The 26,480-nt window shown below is 47.8% G+C and carries 20 protein-coding genes; 16 read left to right on the forward strand and 4 right to left on the reverse strand.

The features are described 5' to 3' along the window. The first annotated feature begins 29 nt into the window (after nucleotides 1–29). The 7 genes from BN3279_RS04335 to BN3279_RS04370 all read left to right on the forward strand — a co-directional run bounded on the left by BN3279_RS04335 (nucleotide 30) and on the right by BN3279_RS04370 (nucleotide 9,270). Nucleotides 30–821: a TrmH family RNA methyltransferase gene (locus BN3279_RS04335; protein ID WP_059049415.1), complete on the forward strand. Its 792-nt coding sequence runs from the start codon at nucleotides 30–32 to the stop codon at nucleotides 819–821. 316 nt (nucleotides 822–1,137) lie between these two features. Continuing rightward, nucleotides 1,138–1,656: a hypothetical protein gene (locus BN3279_RS04340; protein WP_148466808.1), complete on the forward strand. Its 519-nt coding sequence runs from the start codon at nucleotides 1,138–1,140 to the stop codon at nucleotides 1,654–1,656. Nucleotides 1,657–1,792: 136 nt separating this feature from the next. Further along, nucleotides 1,793–2,638: a hypothetical protein gene (locus tag BN3279_RS04345; RefSeq protein ID WP_059049417.1), complete on the forward strand. Its 846-nt coding sequence runs from the start codon at nucleotides 1,793–1,795 to the stop codon at nucleotides 2,636–2,638. Between the two features lie 1,465 nt (nucleotides 2,639–4,103). Then, nucleotides 4,104–4,577, forward strand: coding sequence for a hypothetical protein (locus BN3279_RS04360; protein ID WP_059049420.1), 474 nt, complete (start codon nucleotides 4,104–4,106; stop codon nucleotides 4,575–4,577). A 175-nt stretch (nucleotides 4,578–4,752) separates the two neighbouring features. Beyond that, nucleotides 4,753–5,688, forward strand: coding sequence for an STM4504/CBY_0614 family protein (locus BN3279_RS04365; RefSeq protein ID WP_059049421.1), 936 nt, complete (start codon nucleotides 4,753–4,755; stop codon nucleotides 5,686–5,688). A 1,071-nt stretch (nucleotides 5,689–6,759) separates the two neighbouring features. Then, a complete protein-coding gene (locus tag BN3279_RS23935; protein ID WP_187377737.1) occupies nucleotides 6,760–6,936 on the forward strand; it encodes a hypothetical protein in 177 nt (58 codons plus the stop codon). Nucleotides 6,937–7,062: 126 nt separating this feature from the next. After that, on the forward strand, nucleotides 7,063–9,270 hold the full coding sequence (locus BN3279_RS04370; protein ID WP_059049422.1) for an ATP-dependent helicase: 2,208 nt from the start codon (nucleotides 7,063–7,065) through the stop codon (nucleotides 9,268–9,270). A gap of 70 nt (nucleotides 9,271–9,340) precedes the next feature. On the opposite strand, the gene BN3279_RS04375 is transcribed toward BN3279_RS04370, so the two are convergent. Both BN3279_RS04375 and BN3279_RS04380 read right to left on the reverse strand, forming a co-directional pair. Beyond that, the gene (locus tag BN3279_RS04375) at nucleotides 9,341–9,976 is read right to left on the reverse strand and encodes a nitroreductase family protein (RefSeq protein WP_059049423.1); all 636 of its coding nucleotides are present in this window, start codon (nucleotides 9,974–9,976) and stop codon (nucleotides 9,341–9,343) included. A gap of 17 nt (nucleotides 9,977–9,993) precedes the next feature. Next, nucleotides 9,994–10,431: a MarR family winged helix-turn-helix transcriptional regulator gene (locus BN3279_RS04380; protein ID WP_059049424.1), complete on the reverse strand. Its 438-nt coding sequence runs from the start codon at nucleotides 10,429–10,431 to the stop codon at nucleotides 9,994–9,996. A gap of 165 nt (nucleotides 10,432–10,596) precedes the next feature. Here BN3279_RS04380 and BN3279_RS04385 point away from each other — a divergent pair, with 165 nt between their 5' ends. Continuing rightward, nucleotides 10,597–11,895: a hypothetical protein gene (locus tag BN3279_RS04385; RefSeq protein ID WP_059049425.1), complete on the forward strand. Its 1,299-nt coding sequence runs from the start codon at nucleotides 10,597–10,599 to the stop codon at nucleotides 11,893–11,895. Between the two features lie 7 nt (nucleotides 11,896–11,902). Here the strand turns inward: BN3279_RS04385 and BN3279_RS04390 are convergent, their stop codons facing one another. Both BN3279_RS04390 and BN3279_RS04395 read right to left on the reverse strand, forming a co-directional pair. Beyond that, nucleotides 11,903–13,522: a response regulator gene (locus BN3279_RS04390; RefSeq protein ID WP_232436769.1), complete on the reverse strand. Its 1,620-nt coding sequence runs from the start codon at nucleotides 13,520–13,522 to the stop codon at nucleotides 11,903–11,905. A gap of 34 nt (nucleotides 13,523–13,556) precedes the next feature. After that, a complete protein-coding gene (locus tag BN3279_RS04395) occupies nucleotides 13,557–15,347 on the reverse strand; it encodes a sensor histidine kinase (protein WP_232436753.1) in 1,791 nt (596 codons plus the stop codon). Nucleotides 15,348–15,607: 260 nt separating this feature from the next. On the opposite strand from BN3279_RS04395, the gene BN3279_RS04400 reads away from it, so the two are divergent. The 8 genes from BN3279_RS04400 to yunB all read left to right on the forward strand — a co-directional run bounded on the left by BN3279_RS04400 (nucleotide 15,608) and on the right by yunB (nucleotide 26,480). Next, the gene (locus BN3279_RS04400) at nucleotides 15,608–16,948 is read left to right on the forward strand and encodes an ABC transporter substrate-binding protein (RefSeq protein WP_059049428.1); all 1,341 of its coding nucleotides are present in this window, start codon (nucleotides 15,608–15,610) and stop codon (nucleotides 16,946–16,948) included. Between the two features lie 76 nt (nucleotides 16,949–17,024). Beyond that, nucleotides 17,025–17,963: a carbohydrate ABC transporter permease gene (locus BN3279_RS04405; RefSeq protein WP_059049429.1), complete on the forward strand. Its 939-nt coding sequence runs from the start codon at nucleotides 17,025–17,027 to the stop codon at nucleotides 17,961–17,963. Nucleotides 17,964–17,975: 12 nt separating this feature from the next. Next, entirely contained in the window at nucleotides 17,976–18,821 is an 846-nt protein-coding gene (locus tag BN3279_RS04410) for a carbohydrate ABC transporter permease (protein ID WP_059049430.1), read from the forward strand. A gap of 2 nt (nucleotides 18,822–18,823) precedes the next feature. Continuing rightward, nucleotides 18,824–20,659 carry a hypothetical protein gene (locus tag BN3279_RS04415; RefSeq protein ID WP_059049431.1) on the forward strand — a complete coding sequence of 612 codons (1,836 nt, stop codon included), beginning with the start codon at nucleotides 18,824–18,826 and terminating at the stop codon, nucleotides 20,657–20,659. A 96-nt stretch (nucleotides 20,660–20,755) separates the two neighbouring features. Continuing rightward, nucleotides 20,756–21,892, forward strand: a complete 1,137-nt coding sequence (locus BN3279_RS04420; protein WP_059049432.1) for a glycoside hydrolase family 88 protein — start codon at nucleotides 20,756–20,758, stop codon at nucleotides 21,890–21,892. 54 nt (nucleotides 21,893–21,946) lie between these two features. Next, nucleotides 21,947–23,815 carry a DUF2264 domain-containing protein gene (locus BN3279_RS04425; protein WP_059049433.1) on the forward strand — a complete coding sequence of 623 codons (1,869 nt, stop codon included), beginning with the start codon at nucleotides 21,947–21,949 and terminating at the stop codon, nucleotides 23,813–23,815. A gap of 47 nt (nucleotides 23,816–23,862) precedes the next feature. Beyond that, a complete protein-coding gene (locus BN3279_RS04430; protein WP_059049434.1) occupies nucleotides 23,863–25,509 on the forward strand; it encodes a hypothetical protein in 1,647 nt (548 codons plus the stop codon). A 98-nt stretch (nucleotides 25,510–25,607) separates the two neighbouring features. After that, entirely contained in the window at nucleotides 25,608–26,480 is an 873-nt protein-coding gene (gene yunB / locus BN3279_RS04435) for a sporulation protein YunB (RefSeq protein ID WP_059049435.1), read from the forward strand.

Consider the following 26,480-nt stretch of genomic DNA (forward strand, 5'->3'; position numbering starts at 1 on the left):
TCCAAATGAGATAGAAGGATGGGCCGGGTATGGATATATTGTCTCCACAGAACCCTCGCGTCAAGGAATGGGCAGGGCTGCTTGAGAAGAAGAACCGGGACAAGCAGGGAAAATATGTGATCGAGGGCATTCACCTCGTTCAAGAAGCATTGCGGGCGCAGGCGGACATCGAATGCGTCTGCTATGACGTGGAGCGCGGCATTCCGCAGGAGCTGCGCGAGGTGGCCTCGGCGGGGCTGGACATCCAGTGGACTGGTGTCTCGGCCGCCGTGATTGCGAAGTGCAGCGATACGAAGTCGCCGCAGCCGGTGTTCGCGGTCCTGCGCAAAGACCGCAGGACGGCAGAAGCGCTCCTGGGCAAGGAGCGCAGCCTGGTGGTTGTGCTCGACGGCGTGCAGGACCCCGGCAACGTCGGCACAATTATCCGCAGCGCCGATGCGGTCGGTGCGGATGGGGTGATCGTCGGCGCAGGCTGCGCCGACGTGTACGGGCCCAAGGTGCTGCGCGCCACCATGGGCTCGGGGTTCCACTTGCCGGTGGTCCACGGCAACTTGGCGGAATTGCTCCCGCATGCGAAGCAGCGGGGCATCCGGCTGGCGGGCACCAGCCTGCAGGCGGCAGCGAACTGCTACGCCTATGACTTTACACAGCCGGTGTGGCTGCTGTTCGGCAGCGAAGGCAGCGGTCTGAGCCCGGAGGTGCGGGACCTGATGGACGACGGCCTCATTATTCCGATGCGCGGCCAAGCCGAATCGCTGAACGTGGCAATGGCTGCATCGGTATTGCTGTATGAGGCGATGCGGCAGCGGTATTTTAACTAACTAATAATTCCTGATTAATTTCAAATTAACTGTCCCTAAACCACCAAAGACTAGAACCTGGTTACCGCTTTTCGCGACCAGCCCCTCCAGTCTTTTTTTCATCCCTAAAACCATCAAAGCAGGAGTTTCCCAATCATAAACTCAGGCTAATTAAGGATTTTGGGGATTGAAAGCAGTTGGTTCAAGATTTTACTCAAGCATTCCCCAGCCAGTATATATGCCGATTCTTGCTTTTCTCAGGAATTTTTATCCTTTCAAGGACATGAATTATTAGTCGTTTTCGTTCACAATTGAGCCAGTTTCCTTCCATTTTAATGTGAGTAAAAAAGCTATCTCCTTATTTTTATTTCATGCTGATATAATAGCAATAAAAAATCAAGCTGATTCAGCAGAGGGAATAGGAGGAAAGGTAATGGATGGCTTACAAAAGATCCGTGACACAATAACTGGCTATGAGAGATTGCTCAAAATCATTGAGGATAATACAGACAAAGATAATATCTGTAGATTGACGAAAAAAGAAATAACTAAGTTATATGGATTGTCATATACAGGAACATGCAAGAAGTTAGGATTTCTGCTGAGATATGGACTCTTAAAGGTAATCAACGGAGGATTTTTACGAACTGAAAAGAACGTAGTTCAAGATACGCCACTGTCACTGTTGCCGAAGATTTTTGTGTTAATGGCTAACAAACCTGAAGTGTATGACAGTTTCAAGCAACAAGCAGAGCTGTTATCTGTTTCGATGGAGGATGTCCAAACGGCATGGGGATTTTATTCGTACTTCTTCGGATCGAAGTATCCGCACGAAGAACTAATACAATTAAAATAAATCAATTCTTACACTCAGTTGAGTCATAATTGAGGGGATAGAGAGGGTTTCCTACCTTGTGCATAATTTTTTGATGGTAGTCAGAAGACATGCAATAAAGGTGCATCACAAGTGATTTAAATAGGAGGAAAATAACATGGAGAGCAATATACAAACTCATTTTAAAGCAGTTATTTCAGGTGTCAAAGTTTCCACAGACTTCAATTTGACGGATACACCTCATAGCAATTACATTAGCGATGTGATTTGTAAGGTGGGTGATGGGGAAACCGTTAATGTTACTGGTACTATCAGTGGTGAGGATAAGAATGAGAATTATCTAATTGCGGAAGATTTAAAGGAATATCTCCTTAGACTTTTTTCGTTGTTTGGGGTGAGTTGTCGGATTAAAAATTTTGAAATAGATACGCCAACGGATTTTTTGACAGGTCAAATTGAAGTTAATCCCCCTAAACCAATAGTGGATGGTAACATGATAAATGCACAAGCGGCTAAAGTGGTTTCCCAGTATTTTAATCCACAAAGGGCAGCGTTGTATCATAATCTTATTGAATCTAACAATAGCATTGATATGCTTCATCGCTTTCGTTCACTTTTCTCTATTTTTGATAGATTAAGTCCTAAAAATGCATCAGATCATATTAATTATAGTGCTTTAAAAAGTGATTTTGCGATTGAAATTATGAATCGCTACCAAGGAATATATCTCGACAGATACATTGACATTGTAAATGAATTTTGCAATGCCAACTTTGAAGATACGCGAGCTAACAAAAACTATTCATCTTTATTGAGGGATTCAAAAGAACGTCTGGGTAATACTGGTTATATTAATGAAGAAGTTGCCTTCAACCTGTTAAAATGCATTCAAATTATGCGTAACAAGGTTATCCATGGTGACTTTTCTGGACTAAATCGAAAGATCATCTCGGGCGGATATGAATTACTGCTTCCAATGGTACAGAAAATGCTATGTGCGTAATTTTTGTTTGTTATGATTAGAAAAGTGGACTTCGGAGAACATCTCTTGCCTCAGCAAAGCCTTATGTACTTTCAGGATTTAATCGAAGACCGATCTCGCTGCTCACCATTTTGTCTAAATGCCACCACCACTGGTCGATTGGCTCCTCAGAAATCGATAAATCTTAAACCTCAGCAATATGCTCAGACATCTTTTTCGCAGATTAAGCTCGTCAAAAACTTGTTCTAAACCACTTCTCTGATGAAGCATTTCAACCGACTCAAAAGCAATAACATCAAAATTACTGATTACCATCTCATAGATCTCAATATTTTTTAGATGCTCTGACATATCCAGTCCCTCTCGGTATTTGGAAATGATTGTAGTACTAACAGTGCTCTATTGAACTAGACAATACTATACCGTTTACATGGTAACGTGTTCCCAATTTTGGTTGACAACCGTTAAGTTTAGCTGTACTACGATGCTCAAAAAATATCAAACGAGGTGCAATGCGATGTGGATATTATAAAATGTCATAAATCAATAGCTTGTATCTCTGAGGGTTAGTTAAAACAGGCTGCCCTTTTGTTAATGTCGTGATGAATTGCGAGGGGGCTACCGACAAATTTATACTTAATCACCCTGAGGGCGTAGTTACTTGATTCAAAATATGAGGTATAATAGAGACAATTGAATAACCCAAATCGGAAGCACCGATCTTACCTTAAGGGGATCTGTGCTTTTTTATTTGTTTGAAGGGAGTTAAAGGGCAGAGATCAGACTAAACAGATTGTTGATTTTAGGAGGGGATTGAAATATGGAACCAGAGAAACTATTTCTAGCAGTTCGGCTAATGGTCGGAGGAGGTTTATTGTTTTTAAACCGAAGTATCTACCAAATGTATGGTCACGATCTACTAAACAAACCGTTTATGCAAATTGTTTTCTTTCTCATGTTTGTCGCGACGATGCATATGTTTCAAAAATTGTCGATTTTTCAACTTATTTTGGAGCTGTTAATTGATCTTTGTCGCATATTTAGGAGGAGTAGAAGTAGGGACTAAAGTATATATAGCACGGTTCATCGTCAGCGGCGGCAACTTAATTAATCCTGCATAGAAAGCGGCAAAATTATTAAGTCAATCAAGTTGCTAAGTGAATAGTATTCAAATAACATTCATGCCGTCATTGGCGGAGATGATAGGCTAAAGTATAAATGCATTAATGAACATCTTATCTGTTGGACAAATCAGTGTAAGGCTAATATGGAGATCGAATCCGATGGAGTTACTCTCGTTTTTATATTAATACAAAGTAAACCGAATTATATGATCAGATAAAATGAAACTGGTAAAGTAGTAAGGTTTAGGAATAATTATTAATTTCACTCTCTATATAATTATGATCAAGCCTATTACGGAGACTATGATGTAGGGATAACCATCAAATCAGCATTCCTTACAGGAATATAATGGAGGGTTTAGATGGACGGACACATGACAGGTCAAAAGAGTGAACAAGAAACAGGCGGTTCTGATAAATTCGCACTTTTGATTAAGCATTATCGAAAGTTGCACAATTTTTCGCTGAAAGATTTTGAAAATGGCCGCAGTGGATCAGTTAGTGCGGGCTGTATCCATCAACTCGAAAGCGGCGAAAGAGATAGCCCGAGCATTAAAAAATTGTTCATTGGCAAAAGCATTGCGAATCCCAAGTACAGTTTTGGTTACAACTTGCTTTATGGATTAGATGTAGAGAAGAGATCATTTTCTTTTTCGGAGGTGTTGATCCAGAATAGCTATTTTTTAGGGTGTGGGATGCTTAGTTCTAAAGCTAAACAGTCGCTTATGCGCAATGATGAGTGTATTGATCATGCCGAATGGTCGTCGACATCTAAAATGATAAAGATGTATCAGCTATCGGAGATGATTGACGATTTTAAACAAGCGGTAAGGTGAACAGGGAGAATTAAGGGAGCGAGGAATTAGCTCCTTTTTTCGTGCAATTTTTTGTTTAGTCGATGGAGTTTGCATTAAGACTCTATTGTATTGGATGAGTAGTAATAAAATGCGCGAAATAGGAAGATATTGTTTTAGCAGTTTGATATAATCATAATGACGGAGGTGAGCTAATTTGATTTTTGATCTCTTTTCCAAAAGAGGAAAGAAGCTTGATAAAGAGATTTTTATATACGACAATCTCCCCGCAGAATTTCGAATTCAGGTTATACATATTTGGTCCGATTCTATTGGCAGGTGGTACTATGAAACCGACTATATGGGTCAAGTTTACACAAGTCCATCTAATAATATCTGGCTTCAAATTCATAAGCAATTGTGCAAAGAGTACGGAATCTTTTCTCTTAGCAAGCATGGCGATAATCCCTATGCTAAATGCCAACATTTTATCCAAAATACTACTACAGAGCAAGTGTTGGATATTATCGAAATGAGCTTTTTGTGGATCGACAAGGTAGTGCGAACTTGGGATCAATCAGTATTGAAAAAAGCTGAAATAATGCAAAAAGCTGAGGATGCTATTGAGGAGCTTAATGGGCGTTTCCGCGAACATGCCATTGGCTATCAGTATATTGAAGGGCAAATTGTCAGAGTTGATTCGGAGTATATATACGAAGAAGCTGTCCAGCCAGCAATTAGTATGTTGTCTGAAGAAGGCTTTGAGGGGGCATCTCAGGAGTTCATGTCTGCTCATGAACACTTTCGTAAGGGACGACATAAAGAAGCAATTTCAGATGCTCTGAAGGCTTTCGAGAGCGTCATGAAAACGATTTGCAAGCGCAAAGGATGGGAAGTTCGAGAAAGTGCAACAGCGAAACCTCTGATAAATACACTATTTCAAAATGGATTGCTATCGATAAGTCTCCAAACACAATTTAGTTCTTTAAGGGATACACTGGAAAGCGGATTACCCACCATTCGTAACAAAAACAGCGGTCATGGGCAGGGTGAAAGTATAGTCCATTTGCCTCCTCACTTGGTTGCATATGCTTTACATCTCTCGGCTACAAACATTTTGTTCCTAATTGAATCCTACAAGGCTTTAGATTAAAAGCAAAAGAATTCAATACAACAAAAGAAAGGTGGGGGAGCAGTTTGTTCCCTTGCTTTTTATCCTGTAGCAATAGATTTTACATTCAAAAAGCATAGACTTACTCTAAACGGTTTGGAAATGTAATAAAGTGGTTTACTCCAGACCTTTTCCTCTTTTTATATTGAAGAAAGCAGATGATTTTGATCTAAAACAGTTTACAGATCTTGAGTTTTATTACGTTGGTATTTCTGTAAAAGACGATTTTAACAAGCGCATCATGGAAGACTTAAAATATTGACTAATGCTCAGGCAAAAAATATGGTTCTCGGCTTACTGACGGGCTCACAATTTTTTGTTTGATATCGACAAGATAAATATAAACATTCAATACAGAGGATGATTTGAAACAAGATATTAATTACGTAACCGATGCAGAAGCAGTGATTGCTGATGCTGAAAAGCATTTATTAAATTACTCAAAACGGAATACAACGAAGTAACATATCAAAATTTCTCTCAGATCAACGATGGGTTAAATAACGAGGGACTCACAAGATTTGGTTACAGTATACAAGAAAACATAACTTTCTATACTAATAGTATAGAATTTAAATGGAATTTCGACTTGAGAGCTATTAGTGACTTTATTTTAATTGAAGGAAATTAGGCTAAAGTAGTTAAAGTTTCTGATAACCAAAACTGATAGTTAACTATTTAAGCGATTGGTGTTACTCAATATGAATAGCTTTTATATTAACAAATAAAAAAAAATTGCCCACTTCCCAATTAACCGTCCCTAACTAAAATTAACTGTCCTCAAACCACCAAATACTTGAACCTGGTTGCCGTTAACCCCTCCAGTCTTTTTCTCATCACCAAAACCATCAAAGCAGGGATTTCCCAAGCAAATCCCGAATAGGTAATCAAGTATAAACTCAAGCTAATCAAGGGTTTTGGGGATTGAAAGCAGTTGATTCAAGATTTTACTCAAACATTTACCAGGTTATTTCCCAGCCAGTATATATGCCAGTCCTTGCTTTTTTCAGGCATCTATCTATCTTTCAGGGGACATTGAATTACTAGTCGTTTTTGTTTAGAATTGATCCAGTTTCCTTCCAGTTTTCAGGGCTTTTTCTCAGCATTTTTGGGACAGGAATTTTTATCTCAGAATTGGCGGTGAGACTTTGTGGGGTAAGGGATTGGGAGCTGGTGGTTTGGGGACAGTTGTTTTTAGTTTTTTTACGGCATTACAAAGGGCTTATTTAAGTTTTCTCTAAGAAGGTTTTTTTCCAAGGCTACCTACAATGGTAGGGTCACTAAATGGCTCGGATCACTATACGACCGATACTTGGTTTATTAAGAAGCTATAGCGTTCTGGAGCGTGTATAATAGATGAAGGTACAAGATAATTACTTGGAACGAAAGCGGCTCGAGACGGGGCTGGTGCTTAATGAGGCGCAAAGGCAAGCCGTGGAGCATACCGAAGGCCCTTTACTCCTGCTAGCTTCGCCTGGCTCGGGTAAGACGACCACGATCATGATGCGCATTGGCTATCTGATTGAAATGAAGGGCGTTCAGCCTTCAAGGATCAAGGCAGTGACCTTTAGCCGGGCGGCAGCCACGGACATGAAGGAGCGGTTCCAGCGGCTTTTCCCCAGTATACAGCCCGTGGACTTCTCCACCATACATAGCCTTGCCTTTGAGGTGATGAGAGATTATTTCCGCCGCACAGGGACGGCTTATCGTATTATTGAGGGAGAAGTCCCTTCAGAAGGGGCATCAAGGCCGGAGGATGAAGCGGCATGGATGCTCCATAAGAAGATTTTGTTAAGGAACCTGTTCAAATCGTTGACTGGCGAGAATATCACGGATGACCAGATGGACGAATTGACGACCTACATTAGCTATATTAAGAATAAAATGATTCCCCCGGAGAAATGGGCTACGGTTAAAACTACGGTTCCGCAAGCAGAGCGAGTTCTACAGGAATATGAGCGAGTGAAGAGAACAAGCCATTTGGGGCGTTTAATTGATTATGACGATATGCTGGGGATTGGACATGAAGCTCTGGAAGCTGATCCGCAGCTTCTACGTAAATATCAGGACCGCTACGATTATGTATTAACAGACGAAAGTCAGGATACCTCCTTGGTTCAGCATGCCATCCTGGAGAAGCTGGTCCAGCGGCACAGCAACCTTTGCGTGGTAGCCGATGATGACCAGAGCTTGTATAGCTGGCGAGGGGCTGAGCCGGCTTATCTTTTGAATTTTAAACAAGTCTACCCTTCGGCTCTCACTTTGTTTATGGAGCATAACTATCGTTCCTCGAAGGAGATCGTCGAGACGGCCAATCAATTCATTCAGCGCAATCCTAACCGTTATGCCAAGCAGATGTTTACTCATAATCCGCCAGAGCAGCCGATTCAGTTCAAGAGCTTGGTGGATTATAAGGAGCAGGCCAAATATTTGGTGCGACAAATGCAGCAACTGGACAACCTGGGCGAAGCAGCAGTGCTGTACCGCAACAATTCCTCGGCCATTAGTTTAATGAACGAGTTTGATCGGGCGGGGATTCCCTTTTATATGAAGGATGCGGACAATCGTTTCTTCTCCCATTGGGTAGTAGAAGACGTCTTGAACTTTATGCGCATGACCTTCACAGATAGACGAGCAGACATTTTGGAGAAAATTCATTTAAAATTGGGCGGGTACATTAGCAAACAGCAGATGGCGGCGTTGAAGGAAATTCACAATGAGGAATCTGTCTTCGATAATTTAATCACCCATGTGCCGTTGCAGGATTACCAAATCAAGCCGTTGCGAGATGGGAAGGAGACCTTCCAGCAAATGAGGGGCATGCCACCGCTTCAGGCGATCCGTGTTATTCGAACTCGGCTGGGTTATGAGAAGGCTCTGGAGAAGAGCTGCGAACGTATGGGATTCCGCAAGGAACACCTGCTGGGCATTCTCAATACGTTGGAGGATATTGCAGCCGGACTTCAAACCATGGAGGACTTTGCTAACCGGCTTCAGTATTTGAAAGCCTTGGTGAAGACAGCCCGTTCCAGGAGAGGGCAATCTGTAGTCACCTTCTCCACAATGCATAGCTCAAAGGGGCTGGAGTTTGACCGGGTGTATATGGTCGATCTTGTGAATGGCGTGATCCCTTCCAAGGAGGACTCGGCAAGTGCTGAGCTTATGGAAGAGGCAACCCGATTATTCTATGTAGGCATGACCCGAGCCAGGAGTTATCTGGAGCTCATTAGTTATCGGTCACGGGATGGAGAGGAAGCCGGGGAATCGACCTTTGTCACTGCGGTAAAAAATATTGTTCACCCAGATACGCACCAGAGAGAGCAAGGAGATAAGCAGGTTCAACAGGCGACGGTTCTGACGATGTCAGCACCCATGAACCCTAACGCTATTCGCTCCCAGGCACAGCTTGTGGAAGGTAAATGGGTCCAGCACAATACTTATGGCCTTGGCACGATTATACAAGTGAATGAAGAACGCGTGCATATACGGTTTGAATCGGGCGAAAAAGCGTTGTCCACATCTATATGCTTGGATAAAGGGCTCTTGGAGCCGCCTTCTTCATAACAATAAAAACCCAGCCAACTTCAACCGTTGGCTGGGTTTCGTATTACTTATATCGATACGCAAATCTGTGTTATTTCCACTGGGCAACAGCTTCAATTGGCAGTCTAACGGAGTTGTAGCCTGCATCAGCGGCTTTACCGATGGATAACAGCATGACAGGGAGGTAACGCTCTTTATCCAAGCCAAGACTCTCAGCAATGTTCTGTTTGTCGTATCCCCCGATCGGGTTCGTATCATACCCATGGGCGCGGGCTACCAGCATAAGCTGCATGGATACCAGACCGCCGTCAATCAGAACCATATGTTTGTTCACGTCAGAGCTTATACTTGCATAGTAGCTTTTCAGCGCAGGAAGCTGTCTTTCAAACACTTCTTGCGGCATATAGCCAAGCTCCACCGCCTTACCGTAAATAGTTTCGGCATTGTCAATGCTCTTCAAGTCGCCGAAGACAGCAATGACTGCGGACGAGGTCGCAACTTGCTGTTGGTTAAAGCTGACTAATGGAGCCAAAGCAGCTTTGGCTTCCGGACTTTCGATAACAACGAAACGCCAAGGTTGCATATTACCGGACGAAGGAGCGGTAGTGGCTTCCTTCAATATCTCTGTCATTTCCTCTTTGCTGATTTTCACTTCCGTATCGTAAGAACGTATAGAACGGCGTCCGGTCATAATTTCATAAAAATCGTTGTTTTTGATATGGCTCATGGTTTCTCTCTCCTTTTTCATTTAGGTTGCAAGCGGTCCAAATTATGAGATAAACGGGTTAGCAGTTCAGATATGTGCTGCAGATCGTCAGGCTGGAAGTCTTGGAACAGTCGCTGAATAAACTGTGACTTCTCCTGGCAATAAGCTTCCATCTGCTCTCTACCCTTAGGAGTTAATGCGACTAAGGTTACTCGGTTATCCGCAGGATTTGTCCTGCGAGTTACTGCCCCGGAGGTCTCTAGTTGCTTTAAATGTCGGGTAATGGCTGCCCCATCAATGTCCAACACTTTCTGTAGCGCAGCTTGGCTTAGTTCCTCACCTTGAAATAAAGCATCAAGCATTAGCAACCGAGAAGGACTGATCCCGGCACAACGTTCAAACTTGGGGCTGAGCTTCTTGGTGATCTGTTGGAACTGCTCAAAGACGTTAAGGGTTTGTAGTTCATCAGGGGCCAAGAGATATCACCTTCTTGTCTGGAGTTTGGAGGTAATCCATAATTCCTAATTAGTTGACGGGTCAATAATAGACCCGTCAACTAATATAACGGATTTCTTGGCAAATGACAAGTGCTGCGTAATAATAGGTAATATATCCAGTTTGAGTTATAGGAGATGAATGAGATGACTGAGCGTATTCCGTGTCAGACCGAGGGGTGCAAGGCGACTATACTGCCGGCAACAGCGGCCAAGACCGGGGGCATTTGCATGCCTTGCCATCAGGAGAAGGAACGTCAGGCATACCAGGAGTATATTGAGCAGAACCGCCGGGACGTGAACTTGTTCGCAGATATGACTGATCCGGTGGAGATTTTGCAGACGATGTACGAACCCAAGGAGCATGATCCATTAATTCGATATATTCCGTATTCCAAAACGGCGGAGCAAATCTATCTCTCGTTACAGGAGAACGAACTGAGCAGAATGGTACGCTACGGCGTGGAGAGGTTGGATTCCGAAGATGAAGACACCGGCATCGATATTTTGCTATCCCTGGTTTGTTATCGGGGAGTAAGACTGGAGGACGAGGTGCTGGAGCTTGTATCCCGCTTGGAGTATTTCCCGGGGGTGTTGTTCAAGGGGGCTTCCAGCCGGATACGTGATCATTTACTGGAGGGAATTGCCCATGATCAAGACCGTAGGCAGGCCTTGCTACTGGCATTGGTCTGGATTGATGATGAAGCCGTAGTGGAGCAATTCAGGGAATGGCGGCTTCATCCACCGACCTGGACCGAAGAATTGCATATTCCTCCCGAGGAGTTTGCTCTGGAGGCTGGCTGGGAGCTGACGAATGAGGGGGAACGGCGTTGGTTATTTCTGGAGGATAGTTACCCGATCGTACGAGCGGAGCCAGAGGGGGCTGAAGAGACCAGGCATTCAACATCTGAAGAGGAGCTCTTAACTCATAGTAAACACACCTGTCCCTGGTGTCATGGCCCTTTGACCACGCTGATGAAGATTAGCGCGCATCATCCTGCCATGCAGCATCTGTCCTATTCTGGGGAGACAATAACGATTGCGACTTGTGTGGACTGCTCCTGCTATGGGGTAGTGTATATGGAGCTTGATGAACAGGGGAATGCGCAGTGGAGCTCCTATAATCAGCGACCGGATTATTTGCCGGATCGTCAGCCGGGAGAATCACGCAGCGAAGACGGGTTTCCGGCGTTTCGGCTCGCCACCACTCCTCGTCATGGCTGGCATGCGGCCAGTTGGATGCTGGAGCCCGCTGCCTCTCAGCTTGGAGGGCATCCAACCTGGATTCAGGATACCGAGTACCCGCTATGTCCTTGCTGCCACAAGCGTATGATCAACTTGGGGCAAATCGATTGGGCAGAGGTCGAGTATTATGGAGAGGGCAATTACTATATGTTCCTTTGTCCCCAAGACCGCATAACTGCTACGAACTTTCAGCAGACCTAGAATGCCCTCAGTTGCTCTCCAGTCTCTGCATATATTCTCGGGGAGAGACGCCTTCGATCTTCTTGAACACTTTGCTGAAGTAAAAGGCGCTCTCATACCCCAGCTTCTGCGATATTTCGTAAATTCTCCCCTCCCCGCGCTGCATCATTTCTTTGGCTGCGGTTATTTTGGCTTCCGTCACGTATTCTACAAAGTTGACCTTGGCTGTTTTCGAGAACAAGTGGCTCAAATAGTTGGGGCTAAAGTTAAACATGTCGGCCACCTGATTCAGTGACAGCTTGCGATCCAGGTTGGTATGAATATAGTCCTGTACATTCCGCACCACCTGCTGCTTGTAGCTATGGCGCTTGGAGGAAAGGAGAGCGCAGCAGCCGTCCCGGAACTGGACCAGCCAATGAATCACACCCTGAATTGTATGCTTCTGATAGATGGCCCGGTAGCCTTCGGGCTCATTTGCAAAGATTTGCTCCAGCATATTATCACCATCAGCCAGCAAAGAGGTTGCCATATATAGTAAATTGCATGCGGCATCCGTTATGGCAATACTCCATTCGTCCTGCTGTTCCAGACTGATGATGAGCCCGGAGATTAAGGTATGCAAAGCCTGCGTATCCATTTCCTCAAAGGCACGGCGTATCTCTGAGCGGGAGAACAAATCCTCCAATGCGGAAGTTTCGCCCTCGGACCTGCCGCTTTCCTCATATAGATTGAAGCCTTGAACGTTAGCGGCCTCCCGCAGCGCTTTTCTAGCGGCCAGATAGCTCTCACGCAGGAGGTAGGGGTCAGTTATGGCACCACCAATTCCACCCACGATATTTACATTGAAGTAATTGCCCAGAAGGGTTGCCATATCCTGAAGCTGCCGGATAACCTTCTGCTGCCACGCCTTATCCTCGGTATTGAAGATCGGGAGGGTAATAGCGAAGTGACGCAGGTCCAAGCTGATGATGTAGCTTTCACCCGTCGCAGATAAGGTGTCCTTGGCCATTTGTACTGTGCTGGAGCATAGAGCTACCAACTTGTCGCCTCGGGGGGGTACACTCTCCGGGCCCTGAATACGGCACACACAGACCACATAGGCCGGGGCATCCAGCTTGAGCTCAAGGTCCTCCCGTTGCAGTCGATATTGGTCCTGGCTTTCAAATAAATGATTAAATAAACGGATAAAGAACTTATCACGTAAGCCTTGCAGATTACTGCGATAGACAAGTTGAGGGTGCAGCTCAGCCTGCGCAAGATCATCCAGCGTAGCCATGGCTTTATGAATGGATTCCTCCAGCATGGTCTGCGTCAATTCAAGCTTGATTAGATAATTAATCGCTTGCACCTCAAGAGCATGACGCGCATATTCGAATTCCTCATAGCTCGTCAGGAAGATGAACAAGGGGAGACGGCCATGTTTTTCTCGGATAGAGCTGGCCACTTGCAAACCGGTTTTGATCGGCATTTTGATATCAATAATGACAATATCCGGGCGAAGAGTATCAATCATCTCTTCTGCTTGAGCTCCGTTATGAGCGGTTCCCACGATCTCGATTCCATATTGTTCCCACTTCAGCATCGATTGGAGGCCGATGCAGACCAGTGCTTCATCATCTGCAATCAATAGTCTTGCCAAGCTGCTCACCTCACTTTTATTTAGTTGGAGATGAAGAGTAGACTTAGGGGCGCTGCTCTTCACGATTTGGAATCAATAGCTTCATCCTAGTGTATGCGCCTGGGGAGCTCTCAATGGATAGGCCATATCGATGTCCGAAGGTGAGCATCAGTCGTTCATTGACGCTGTGGATGCCTACACTTTGCTGGAGCGGATTAGCCTCAGGTGGTTGTGGTGAGAGAATGCCAGTAATTTGGTCATCGGTTAAGCCTACTCCGTTATCCTCGATGGTTATAGCCACTTCCCGAATCCCTTCCCGTTCAATCCGTATGATGATATGACCTTGGCCCTTAGGTTCAATACCATGGAAAATGGCGTTCTCCAGTAGCGGTTGCAAGGTAAATCGCGGGATGAGACAGGACAATATCTCCTCGTCTTCGAGATGCTGTTCCATGGTAATATGACTGCCATATCGGTATTTCTGGATTAGAAAGTAGTCATCCAGCAAGCTTAATTCATCCCTTAGCGCCACAAGCCTTCGCGGGTCTTTGGCGATGCTCCGCAGGAGCCGTGACAAGGAGGTTGTCATCTCTGCAATCCCGGTGGCGTTCTGAATAGTAGCCATCCATTTGATGGAATTCAGCGTGTTGTACAGAAAATGGGGATTAATCTGATTTTGCAGCATCCGGTACTCCAGATCCTGACGTTGCTTCTCATCTGCCAGCCGCGTCTCCAGCAAAGCTACAATATCCTGAGACAGCCGATTAATACCTCGCCCAATATCTCCCAGCTCGCTGTTCCATTCAATATTGCGGTCAACTAGAAAATTGCCTTGGGCAATCTTATCGATGCGCTTCTTCAATTTCTCCACCGGCAGGCTGATCGTTCGGGTCAGATAATAAGTAATGATGGCGCTCAGCACGATAACCAGCAGAACAACTCCCACCACAAGCATCAACCAGATATTAAACTGAGGAACAAATTCCTTCTCGGATAAGGTCTGTGAGAGCGTAATCCCCTCTCGAATCGGATAAGATACCGCCATTTGCCGCTTGTCTTCGCCAGTTTCGAGCAAGGAGACATGGGTCAGGGCTCCGGTAGCCCCTTCATTTCTATATTCGGATATGCGGTAGTCGGTAGGAGCGGGCACAATTTGCCCTCCATGGATAACATATTGCCGTTCACCTAACGTAAGCAGAAGCTGCGAGTTGGCAGGCAAGGCATAGCCCTTCAGCTTATCGGTAATGACCGATGTATTCGCTAGTAAATATACGGTACCAATGCGGGCAGACCCTTCTCCATAAATAGGCAGTACAAAAGGCAGCGTGCTCGTATTTGATAGAGGGTCCTTCATCACCTGCTCCCACTGCTCGTTAGCCGTTGCCGTTAGTCCGGGAAGTGTACGCAGATTATGAATAGTCAGCGGAAGGGAGGTGCTTCCCAAGTTATCTACCTGAAAAAATTTATCCAGGTGGTCCGTGACGATCAGTCGCCGTACATAATTATTGGCACGGTTGGCGCGAAAATCTTCCTGCATAGAGGAGAAGACCTCTACCGCATCCATAGAACTGGGCTCGGGTGCTGCAAAATATTTGGCCAACAGGGTGTTGGTGGATGAATTTGTACTGGAGGTCATAGCCAATAAGGACAGGTTAAGCAGGTCTTGTTCGATAATATGGGATACCAATTGCAGGTTAAATTCGGTAGCTTGAATGGCAGTTTTGCGCTGAAAATAGGTAATCAACTCGTAACTGACATAAGACATCAGGGTCGTCACGAGCAGGGCAAAGGCGGTCATGAGCAGGATAATACGGCTTTTGATTGATGATTTTCTGATGGGTGCCACCTCTTCCACAATGTAGAAGCGCTTTCATTAATTATATACCAAGCTGGCAGGGAGTTTGGCAATGACGAAGGGGAAGTTCAGGTCCAGAAACCAACAATATTGCATGAAAAACACACAATATTGCAGGTTATCTAAATTGAAAGCGCAAACAAAACAAAAAAGTGAAGGTTTCGTGCTGATAAATGTATGCCCTTTCATTTTGATATCTATTACGATAAAAATAGATTAGCGAATCAAGAAACTGGATGTTACAGGAAAGGGGTTAAGCAATGAAAAGAAATAAAATCATCGGTATGGCTTTGGCCTTGGTACTGGCCTTGGGAACATTAGCGGGATGCGGTGGGACGAATGGGGGCAGCGCGAATTCAGGTGGCTCTACTCCGGCGGAGAACAACACGGCAGGGGCGGACGGCAATTCGCAGGCTCCCATTACCTTGAAGTGGGCTTTGTGGGATTGGGAAGCAACGGCTTATAATCAGCCGCTGATTGATGCTTATCGGGAAGCCAATCCTCATGTCACCATCGAGTATGTAGATTTGGGTTCCACTGACTACATGACCATGCTAAGCACCCAGCTATCCGGCGGGGCGGATCTGGATATTCTCACGATTAAGGATATCCCGGGTTATGCCAACCTGGTGAAGCAAAATCACCTGGAGCCCTTAAAGAACTTCATTCAGGAGCAGAGCATTGATGCTTCAAAGTATGGCGGGACGGTGGAGCAAATTCTGGTAGGCGACGAGTTGTATGCGCTTCCTTTCCGCAGCGATTTCTGGCTGATTTACTATAACAAGGATTTATTTGATAAGGCAGGCGTGACTTACCCCACCAATGATATGACTTTGGAGCAATACGATGAGTTGGCCCGGAAGATGACCTCGGGCAGTGGGGCCGAGAAGGTCTATGGAGCCCATTATCATACGTGGCGTAGTGCGGTTCAGTTGTTTGGCATTCTTGACGGCAAGCAGACCATTCTTGACGGAAAATACGAATTCCTGAAGCCGACTTACGAAAGAATTCTTAAGCAGCAGGAAGACGGAATCGTCATGGATTACGCTACACTGAAGACCTCCAGTACGCATTATTCCGGTGTCTTCTATAATAGCTCGGTCGCTATGATGAACATGGGCAGTTGGTTCATTGCTACGCAGATTGAGAAGGTCAAGAGTGGAGAATCCCAGGCTACCAATTGGGGCATTGTGAAGTATCCGCATCCCGAAGGCGTTGAGCCAGGGACCACCCTGGGGACGATTACTTCGCTGGCTGTGAACCAAAAATCAAAGAACAAGGAGCAAGCGCTGGATTTCCTGAAATTTGTTACTGGTGAGGAAGGGGCAGCGGTGATCGCTTCGACGGGCACCATTCCGGCGATCAAAACGGATGAAGTAATCAATTCCATCTCTTCCATCGATGGCTTCCCGGCGGATGATAATAGCAAAGAGGCGCTGATTACGGCGAAAACTTATCTGGAAATGCCAATGCATGAGAAAAGTGCTGACATCGAAGTTATTCTGAACGAGGTGCATGACGGTATCATGACCAAGAACACTGACATTGACAAGGGCTTGGAGGATATGGGGAAACGCGTACAGCAGATTCTGAACAATTAGGCCAGCAAGGGCTACAAAGGGCGGGCTTACCCCGCCCTTTTGTTTGTGACCGCTTGGGAGGCTGGGAGGGGAACACATGCAAAACGAAATAAGAATAGGTACGGATCAAGTACACAAGGCGGGGAAGTCCCGAACGCTAAAGGATCACCTTATTGCTTATAGCTTCATTGCGCCAAACTTTATCGGATTTGCTCTATTCACGTTAGTTCCTATGATTTTTGCCTTCGTACTTGCTTTCGTCAAATGGGATGGTGCAAACCCGATGGAATTCACCGGACTGCATAATTTCATCAGGCTTGCCCAGGACACGACCTTTCATAAGGCCTTATGGAATACCGTGGTTTACACTATTGGGGTAGTTCCGCTGACAATGGCTTGCGCGCTGGGATTAGCTATTTTATTGAATCAGAAGGTATTCGGGCGCAACACCATGAGGACCATCTTTTTCTTCCCGTATGTGGCTTCGCTGGTCGCGGTCGCTGCGGTATGGAATTTCATTTTCAGTCCAACGATGGGGCCCGTTAATAATATTCTGCATGCGATAACCGGAGTTCCGCTGGAGGAGCTTCCGCGTTGGGCGGCAGATAAGGACTGGGCGATGTTTACGGTTGTATTGTTTACGGTCTGGAAGAACATGGGCTACTATATGGTCATTTATTTGGCAGGTCTGCAAGGGGTTAACCCCGAGTTATACGAGGCGGCTGAGCTTGATGGGGCTAATGCCTGGAAGAGATTCCGCAACGTCACCATTCCACAACTCGCGCCAACCACCTTCTTTGTTCTGATGATTCTGGTCATTAACTCCTTTAAGGTCTATGACATCTTCATCAACTTGTTCGCCGGGGCGGACAATCAATTAAATGATGCCACAAGAGTGTTGGTTTACCAAATTTACAATACCGCGTTCCGCTCACTGGATTACGGCTATGCCAGTGCTATGGCCATCGTGCTGTTCCTGCTGGTGCTGGGCGTGACGATCGTTCAATTCCGGGGCGAGAAGAAGTATGGACAATAGGAGGAAGCAGACATGGTAGAATCATCATCAAAAAAAATGGTCAAAACCGGTATGCTGGTGCTGGCTTACATTTTATTAGCCGCAGTCGTCTTGTGCATGCTCGTTCCTTATATCTGGATGCTGTCCTCCTCGCTCAAGCTGAATAAGGATGTCTTTACGTTTCCGATGCAATGGATTCCTCAGCAACCTCGCTGGGAGAACTACGTGGATATTTGGACAAAAATTCCGCTTGGCACGTTCATCTACAACACGGCCAAGCTGTCGGTAATAGTCACCGTGCTACAGCTATTAACCTCCAGCTTTGCAGCCTATGCCTTCTCCAAGCTGCAATTCAAGGGGAAGAACATTCTGTTTCTCGGCTACATCGCCACGATTGCCATTCCATGGCAGGCCTATATGGTGCCGCAGTTTATTATGATGCGTTCTCTAGGGCTCAACAACACGCATATGGCGATAATTCTGCTGCAAGCCTTCTCGGCATTTGGGGTATTCCTGATGCGCCAGTTCTATCAAGGCATTCCTAATGAATTGTGTGAGGCGGCTCGCATCGACGGACTTAGTGAATATGGCATTTGGGGCAAAATCATGCTGCCGCTGTCCAAACCAGCGTTGTCCACGCTCACCATCTTCACCTTTGTAACCACCTGGAATGATTTCCTTGGGCCGATGATTTATTTGACCAAGACGGAGCTTAAGACGATTCAAATCGGGCTACGTATGTTCATCTCGCAGTATTCGGCAGAGTACGGCTTGATTATGGCGGCAAGTGTGATATCCATCATTCCCGTGCTGATCGTGTTCCTTCTGCTGCAAAAATACTTCGTTCAGGGCGTTGCCTCTTCAGGCATTAAAGGCTGAGGATGAAGCTACTGAACCGTATTGTGCAGGGAATGCCAGCGGCCGGACTCGAGTTGTATTATCCCTTTGGTGACGGGGAGAGCTTCTGGCGTAAGGCAAGGAACGGAGCGGCTTATTCGGCAGACAGGGCTGAACTTCATGCTGAGGCCAAGCGGTTGCTGGATGCTCCAGCGTCGCCATTAACCTATTCATTGTTTGCCGAATTTCATGGCAGTGGCCAGCGCTTGAACTATGAGCGGGTGTACTTTGAGAAGCGCAGGCGGCTAAATACCTTTGCTCTCTTGGCATTACTGGAGCCGGAGGCAGAGCATTACAGGCAAGCGTTGCTGGAGGCCGTGTGGGACATATGCAGTGAACTGACCTGGTGTCTGCCAGCGCATGTGGGTGAAGATGAGTCTCTGAATGCGGCCATCGATTTATTCTCTGCGGAGACGGGCTTTGCAATGGCCGAGCTTCGTATGCTGCTGGGTGAACGAATCCCTCCTTTGCTGCGAACAATGATGGCTGAGCAGGTGGAGCGGCGGTTGTTTACCCCATTTCTGGAGAAGGGTCCTTATTACTGGGAGGAAGCTGAGCATAATTGGTCCGCCGTATGCGCGGGCTCTATCGGCTCCGCGGCGCTGCTGCTGCTGAACGAAGGGGAGGAACTTGAACGGCTGGAGGCAATTTTGCAAAGGACGCAGCACATCATGAGCTTCTACTTGCGTGGTTTTGGCGAGGATGGGGCCTGCCTTGAAGGCTTGGATTACTGGAATTATGGATTTGGGTATTTTGTCTACTATGCTGATTTATTAAGTGGTAGAAGTGGTGGGGCGCTGGATTGGTTCAGTGATAAGAAGGTCCGCGACATTGCCAGGTTTCCACAAACCTGTTGGCTGGGCGGCAATGCTGTGGTCAACTTCTCGGATGCGCTGCCCTATACCAATGTTCATATCGGCTTGTCCAGCTATCTTGCCGGGAAAGTCCCCGGCGTGGAGAAACCTCAACTTGACAGGCGTGCAGACTTTCGGGCAGATCCTTGCAGCCGCTGGGCCGCGGCGTTGCGCAACTTGCTATGGCGTGACTGCGCAGACAGCGACGCGACGCAGGCAATCCTGGGGGATGTGGTACTGGAGAATGCAGGTTGGCTAGTCTCCAGGAGCCTATCGGAGCATGGCCTGTTTGGCTTTGCGGCCAAGGGCGGGCATAATGATGAGCCCCATAATCATAATGATTTGGGGCATTTCATGGTAACGGGGGAAGGTGTCTTTTATTTATGTGACCTGGGCTGCGGTGAGTATACGAAGGATTACTTCGGCGAGGGTCGTTATGACTATGCTTGCAATGGATCACAGGGACACTCCGTTCCAATCATTAATGGGCAATACCAGCTTCCCGGCCTTGCCCATGATGCGACCGTCTTGGAGGCCACCTGCACCGCTACCGTTAGCAGTATGACAGTAGAATTGTCCAAGGCGTATGGGGCCCATGGCTTGCAATCGCTGATGAGAAGCTGGTCCTGGCATAAATCGCCTTGGCCCAAGTTGACGCTAAGGGATGTGTACCGCTTTACAGAAGTGCCCGAGCGGTTGACAGAGCGGTTCGTTACCTGGCTTCGGCCGGAGCAGGCTGGAGAACCCGGAGTTCTGCACCTGATTTCTGATGATGCGCCGGGAATAGGATTGGAAGTGCATTTTGATCCTCAAAGACTTGAATTCGAAATGACAGAGCAGGTCTATCGCAATCATGACGGGGTAGATACCGCTTGGTATGCGCTAGACTTTCATGTGGTTCAACCCCAATTGGCATTAGAGCTAGAGTTTGAGTTCAAATTTGTAGCTGGATTGGCAGCTACATGAGTTGAACTAAATAATATAGGCATAACAAGCAAGAGGGGAAATGATTCTGAAGAAGTGAAATACGCAGCGCAACAGATAAAGGAGGAATGAAAGCATATGGCGGATATACCGGTATGGATCAATGAGGCCTGGAGCAAATCATTAAACAAGACTCTTGGCAATGTAAGGCGAATTGGGGCGGGCTTCCCCCATGCGGGGAACAACGGACGTTACCATCTGGCAGAACCCAAATGGTGGACGGCCGGATTTTGGCCCGGGTTGCTGTGGCTGCTCTATAACGAGAGCGGTAATGAAGAATTCAGGCAGATCGCCGAGCAATGTGAAGCTAAGCTGGACGAGGTGCTGGATGCTTATGTGGGGCTGGATCATGATATTGGCTTCATGTGGACGCTGACAAGCGTGGCTAACCATAAGCTGAACGGTGGGGAGGCATCGCGGGTCAGAGCGCTTAAGGCGGCCAATTATTTGGCGGCCCGTTTCAATTTGAAGGGGCGATATATCCGCGCCTGGAATCCGTGGAAGGAAGGGGAGCGCAATGAGGGAATTGCCATCATTGACTGTTGCATGAATATGCCGCTTCTCTTCTGGGCGTCAGCAGCGAGCGGGGACCCACGCTACGCTCATATTGCCGAAGCCCATTTGGATACGGTCGTAGAGCATTTCGTGCGCGAGGATGGCTCTGTCTATCACATTGTACAGTTCGATCCGCAGACTGGTGAGCGGATTGGTGGCTTGGGCGGGCAGGGTTACGCAGCCGAATCAGCCTGGTCCAGGGGAGCGGCTTGGGCGATCTATGGCCTGGCTTTGGCTTATCATCATACCGGCAAGCCGTCCTATCTGTCTTCCGCGCAGCGGGTGGCTCATTTCTTCTTGAGCCGTCTGCCCGAAGATCACGTCCCGGCTTGGGATTTCCGCGCTCCTGTGGAGCTTCGCGAGTTGCGGGACACGTCTGCTGGCTCTTGCGCAGCCAGCGGTCTGCTTTTTCTGGCTGAGAAGCTGGGACTGGAAAGTGCTGATGGTGCGGTATATCATGCCGCAGGAGAACGAATATTGAGAGCGCTCTTTGAACAGTACGGGGCGTGGAATAATCCCGATGAGGAAGGGCTGTTGCTGCATGGCACCAGTAATTATCCGGAAGGGACCAATGTAGATGTACCGCTTATTTACGGGGATTACTTCTTTGTCGAGGGATTGGTACGCTTGAAGAAGGGTGGCCCGTTTTATTGGGAATAGAGCGCTTCGTTGTTGATTGGCTGGGACATAACAAGAGAGAGGGGGATATGGCTTATGACAGGTACAGATAAGCTGAATATGAATGCCATCGCTGGCAATCCACTCATCCATAAGCAGGACCTTAGCCTGGCGCTAAGACAACTCGTCAACCCGCTCAAGCCACTTTATGAGCAGGGAGGAAGTCGGTTGCCGATTAAGGGCAGCTTGGCTGGATACGGCGAGAGCATAGCTGGGCTGGAGGGGTTTTCTCGCATTTTATGGGGGGTTGTCCCGGACTTGGCTGGGGGAGGAACAGATGATTTATGGGGAAATTGCCTAAGGGGCATACTGACCGGCACCGATCCCGAGCATCCGCACTATTGGGGCGATGCTGAGGATTACGATCAGCGTCTGGTGGAGATGGCGGTGCTGGGTATGGCACTGGCCATGATTCCTGAGCGAATATGGGGGCCTTTAAATGAACGGGAGCGGGGGAATCTGCATCGCTGGCTGAATATGATTAACGCCCATCCTTGCTATGATTGCAACTGGCTGTTCTTTCACGTCATGGTTAATTTGGGGTTCTATAAGACGGGGCAGCCTTACGATAAGGTACAGATGGAGAGGAATTTGCAGCGAATCGAGGAATTTTATCTGGGCCGGGGCTGGTACAGTGACGGAATAGGGGGACATAGCGATTATTACGTTCCTTTTGCGATTCATTATTATGCGTTGGTCTACTCCAAATTGATGGAGCGTGAGGACCCAGAGCGCTGTGCCAGATTTAGGAACCGGGCTCAGGAGTTTGCGATGGACTTCCTGCAATGGTTCTCTCCGAACGGAGCTGCTCTGCCTTATGGACGAAGCCTGGCATATCGATTCGCCCAATCCGCATTCTGGAGTGCCTTCGCCTATGCCGAGGCTTGGACAGAGCTGTTCACTCCCGGTGTGGTGAAGGGGCTGGTTCTCCGTAATTTGCGTTGGTGGTTCAAGCAGCCGATTCTGGATGAGAGCGGAATTCTGACCGTAGGATACGCCTATCCTAACCTGATTATGGCGGAGAACTACAATTCTCCCGGATCGCCTTACTGGGCGCTGAAGACCTTCCTGGTATTGGCCCTGGATGAGCAGGGACGTTTCTGGAGAGAGCCGGAGCAGGGCTTGCCTGATCTGCCGTGCCTGTCCGTTCAGCCGGAGCCGCATCTTGTACTCTGTCGACAGACCGCTACGGGACATGTGGCTGCCTTTAACACCGGTCATTTATCTACGAATGAGCATACGCATACCTCTGCGAAATATGAGAAGTTTGTCTATTCCTCGGCATTTGGCTTCAGCGTGCCGCGAGGGGAGTGGGGGCTTGCCCAAGGGGCGATGGATTCTATGCTTGGTCTTAGTGAGCAGGACAATCTATATCGCGTTCGCCGCAGCAATGAGGAGACATGGATTCGCGGCCGTGTTCTCTATGCAAGGTGGCTGCCTTGGTCTAATGTGGTGGTGGAGACTTGGGTAGTTGCCGGGCTTCCTTGGCATGTCCGCATTCATCGAATTATCACGGGACGCTCTCTGGATGTTTCGGAAGGCGGGTTTGCCTTAGGTTTGCTGGAGGATGAAGCGGCTGCGGTTCAGACTTGCAGCGGAAGGCTGGATGCGACTAATCGGTCCGGTAGTTCCGCAATTGTTAATCTCACGGGGTATGGAGAGGCGTTGGCGGTTTATCCGAATGCCAATACCAATCTGCTTCACCCACGAACGGTGATTCCTTCGTTGCCAGTTGCATTGGACCCGGGATGCCATCTGCTAGCGGCGGCAGTATGGGGACAACCGGGAAGCGGCCGGATTACGGGGCTTGAAGCAGCTTTGAAAGAATTGGGGATTGCGGTCGGTCAGGATGAAATTACGATAGCTGGAGAAGCGGGTGAGCCGATAAAGATTGCTATACCCTAAAATATAGTCAACAAGTCGCCGAAGAATGGGTATGAGGAGGAGTGGCTATGCAAACATGCCGGGAGCGCATGGAACGTATTATACTGCAAAAGGCGGAGGAGGCGTGGAGCCGTCCGCTACTCGCTAGCGGCCTGTGGCATCACGGGGATATTCGTGACAATGTGTACGATGCGGCCTATATTCAGGCAGCGGCCCTGAATGAGAAGCTGCCCGTATCCTTCCCGCGAGAGCAAGCACTAAGCCTGGCAAGATCAGTATGGCTACAGGTGCTTTCTCTGCAGGATGATCAGCCAGAGAGTCCGACCTATGGCCATTGGCCTCTGAGTTTGGGCGATCATCCACAGGAAGCGGAGAAGAACACGCTGCCCGCAGAACTTATGAGCAGCCTGCTGGTGTACTGGAGTATGCGTTACGGAGCGGAGATGGACGATGCCTTAGGCGAGGCGTTCAGGCAAACGCTGGAGCATTTGTACCACTCTGATTTCTATCGTCAACCGCTCCGGCTATACAACCACCATGAGGTAAAATATATCGCGGCCAAGTTGCTGTTTGGAAGCCTATTCCACGACTCGGAGCTGCTCCTCAGCGGAAGACGGAGCTTACAACTCCTTGTGGAGAGAATTCAGCAAAAGGGTATGGCCGAATACGCAGCCCTCCCTTGGTTCTGGCACTGGATTCAAGCACTGACCTGCGTATATGATTGTGTGCCGGATTCTGATATCCGGGAAGGTACGGCCAGACTGCTAGAGGAGTTGTGGCGTTACCGGGCAAGTCATTACCTGCATGGGGCGTGGGTGGGAGGACGGATGCGCAGCTTACCCGTAGATCTTCCAAGAGATAGTAATGTGGCGTTCGATTACGTGCAATTCGGTGATTTTGCGTTGCCTGAGCCGCTAGCTCGCGTGGAATTTGCGGGTTTTCTGCATTTCGATATTTCGGACGATCTTCGTAGGGCCGCCTTGGCAGGCACGTCCGGTTCCTCCTCTAGGCTAAGCTATGAGATAGCTCCGGCAAACGGGGGTGCCCCGCTTCATCAAATCATCTACCGCACGGAGCATGCGGCTACGGGCGGTATCCTGGAACGTGCTGAAGAGTTCGACAATGAGCAGCACCGCTGGGAGATTACCCTTCCGTTGTCCGAGACAGAAGGGGCCAATCGTCTGTACCTTTTCTCTCCAGGTGGCGGTTATACCGAGGGAGATCCACGTCATGAAAGTAATGCGGGCGAACTGCTGCTCTATGAACATACGGTTCTCGGAATCTATGCACCAGAACAGCCCAAAGGTCAGGAACACCATATTGCTGGGGTGTTGCCAATAGGCGAATGGGTAGTTCAGGGAAATGCCACTTATGGCGAACTGACTCATATATATGCTGCGGTCTTCTTGCCTACAGAACTGGAGGTTGCGGAAAAATCACACTATCAGGCGCTGAGTAGCTTCGGCGATGAGACAGGTTATGGCTACGTGGTGGAAATACTGGAGAAGTCCGCTGCGGCAGAGCGTGGCATGTACAGCTTGCCTGATTTTATCGCTGCCAGGTCGAAGCAACAACCAGAGTGGCATCTGGAGCCAGATGCAGGTAGCTGGGGTGTAAGCTACGTAAATATGGATGGCGCTGAATTGAGCTTGACGCTGGACCATCTTGGACGAATTCGCAGATTGCAAAATGGCCTTAGGATAGGACCAGTCTAAAAAGACTGGAACCTGCGTCTCCTTCTTTTTTTACCCTGTCCCGCATAGGTTGTATGGTAGGTGATCCTCTGTTTTTGACGGTAATAGGGGGGCTGGACATGCGAATACGACGCGGGTGGCGAAGCCGGAGGAGACGGCCGGGAAGCCGGCGGAAGATGTGGATCATACTGCTCGTCGTGGTCATATTTGCAACATTTCAATTTATGGGTTATGTAGAGCGAAGAATGACCGGACCGATTATTCACCTGGCCCAAATCAGGGTGAAGCAAATTGCTACGGAGTCAATCAACGATGCGATCACTGCCCAGGTGGCCAATCAGCAGCAGGTGGAGGAGTTAATTGACTGGAAGACAGATAACACGGGGAAAATCACGGGCTTCATGTTAAATTACTCTGCGCATATGAAGGTGACCTCGGAGACGATTCAGACGGTTCGCCATACGTTGGACGAAGTATCGCGGTTATCGGAATCGATTCCGCTTGGTCAGGCGCTGGGGAGTCCCATTCTCGCCTCCTTCGGACCCGGTATTCCTATCAAGATTGAGCCCAAGGGCGATGTCAAGGTCGATCTGAACACCAGGCGTCAGGATGCTGGAATCAATATGATTCTGGTCGAGGTATTCTTACGGGTCAAGACGGAACTGGCCGTCGTAGTTCCCTTCAACATAGAATCCCAGGCGGTAGAAACGGAGATTCCAGTGTCTTACCTGCTCGTGGTTGGAGATGTTCCGATGTACTATTACGATAGCAAGGGCAACCCGGTGGGAGATACACGGCCTGATGCTCCTAACATTGCCTTGCCGGCCCCGGAGAACAACAAATCATCCGGCAGTGCGGAGGACGGAACGGTCTTGCCTGGTTCTGCGCAGGATTCTACCGAATCAGGTACAGCCGAAGATCAGACTGACATGCAGAGCAAGGAAGAAGGGCAAGGCGGGAAGGCCAATACGAATAGCGGCGGGCATGAATAG

It is taken from the genome of Paenibacillus senegalimassiliensis (genome assembly GCF_001486585.1).
Classification (GTDB): domain Bacteria; phylum Bacillota; class Bacilli; order Paenibacillales; family Paenibacillaceae; genus Fontibacillus; species Fontibacillus senegalimassiliensis.

Bases quoted from the DNA above. Each gene is read 5' to 3' on its own strand.
- BN3279_RS04335 (WP_059049415.1), top strand. From the start codon at position 30: ATGGATATATTGTCTCCACAGAACCCTCGCGTCAAGGAATGGGCAGGG.
- BN3279_RS04345 (WP_059049417.1), top strand. From the start codon at position 1,793: ATGGAGAGCAATATACAAACTCATTTTAAAGCAGTTATTTCAGGTGTC.
- BN3279_RS04360 (WP_059049420.1), top strand. From the start codon at position 4,104: ATGGACGGACACATGACAGGTCAAAAGAGTGAACAAGAAACAGGCGGT.
- BN3279_RS04370 (WP_059049422.1), top strand. From the start codon at position 7,063: ATGAAGGTACAAGATAATTACTTGGAACGAAAGCGGCTCGAGACGGGG.
- BN3279_RS04375 (WP_059049423.1), bottom strand. From the start codon at position 9,976: ATGAGCCATATCAAAAACAACGATTTTTATGAAATTATGACCGGACGC.
- BN3279_RS04385 (WP_059049425.1), top strand. From the start codon at position 10,597: ATGACTGAGCGTATTCCGTGTCAGACCGAGGGGTGCAAGGCGACTATA.
- BN3279_RS04400 (WP_059049428.1), top strand. From the start codon at position 15,608: ATGAAAAGAAATAAAATCATCGGTATGGCTTTGGCCTTGGTACTGGCC.
- BN3279_RS04405 (WP_059049429.1), top strand. From the start codon at position 17,025: ATGCAAAACGAAATAAGAATAGGTACGGATCAAGTACACAAGGCGGGG.
- BN3279_RS04410 (WP_059049430.1), top strand. From the start codon at position 17,976: ATGGTAGAATCATCATCAAAAAAAATGGTCAAAACCGGTATGCTGGTG.
- BN3279_RS04415 (WP_059049431.1), top strand. From the start codon at position 18,824: ATGAAGCTACTGAACCGTATTGTGCAGGGAATGCCAGCGGCCGGACTC.
- BN3279_RS04420 (WP_059049432.1), top strand. From the start codon at position 20,756: ATGGCGGATATACCGGTATGGATCAATGAGGCCTGGAGCAAATCATTA.
- BN3279_RS04425 (WP_059049433.1), top strand. From the start codon at position 21,947: ATGACAGGTACAGATAAGCTGAATATGAATGCCATCGCTGGCAATCCA.
- BN3279_RS04430 (WP_059049434.1), top strand. From the start codon at position 23,863: ATGCAAACATGCCGGGAGCGCATGGAACGTATTATACTGCAAAAGGCG.
- yunB (WP_059049435.1), top strand. From the start codon at position 25,608: ATGCGAATACGACGCGGGTGGCGAAGCCGGAGGAGACGGCCGGGAAGC.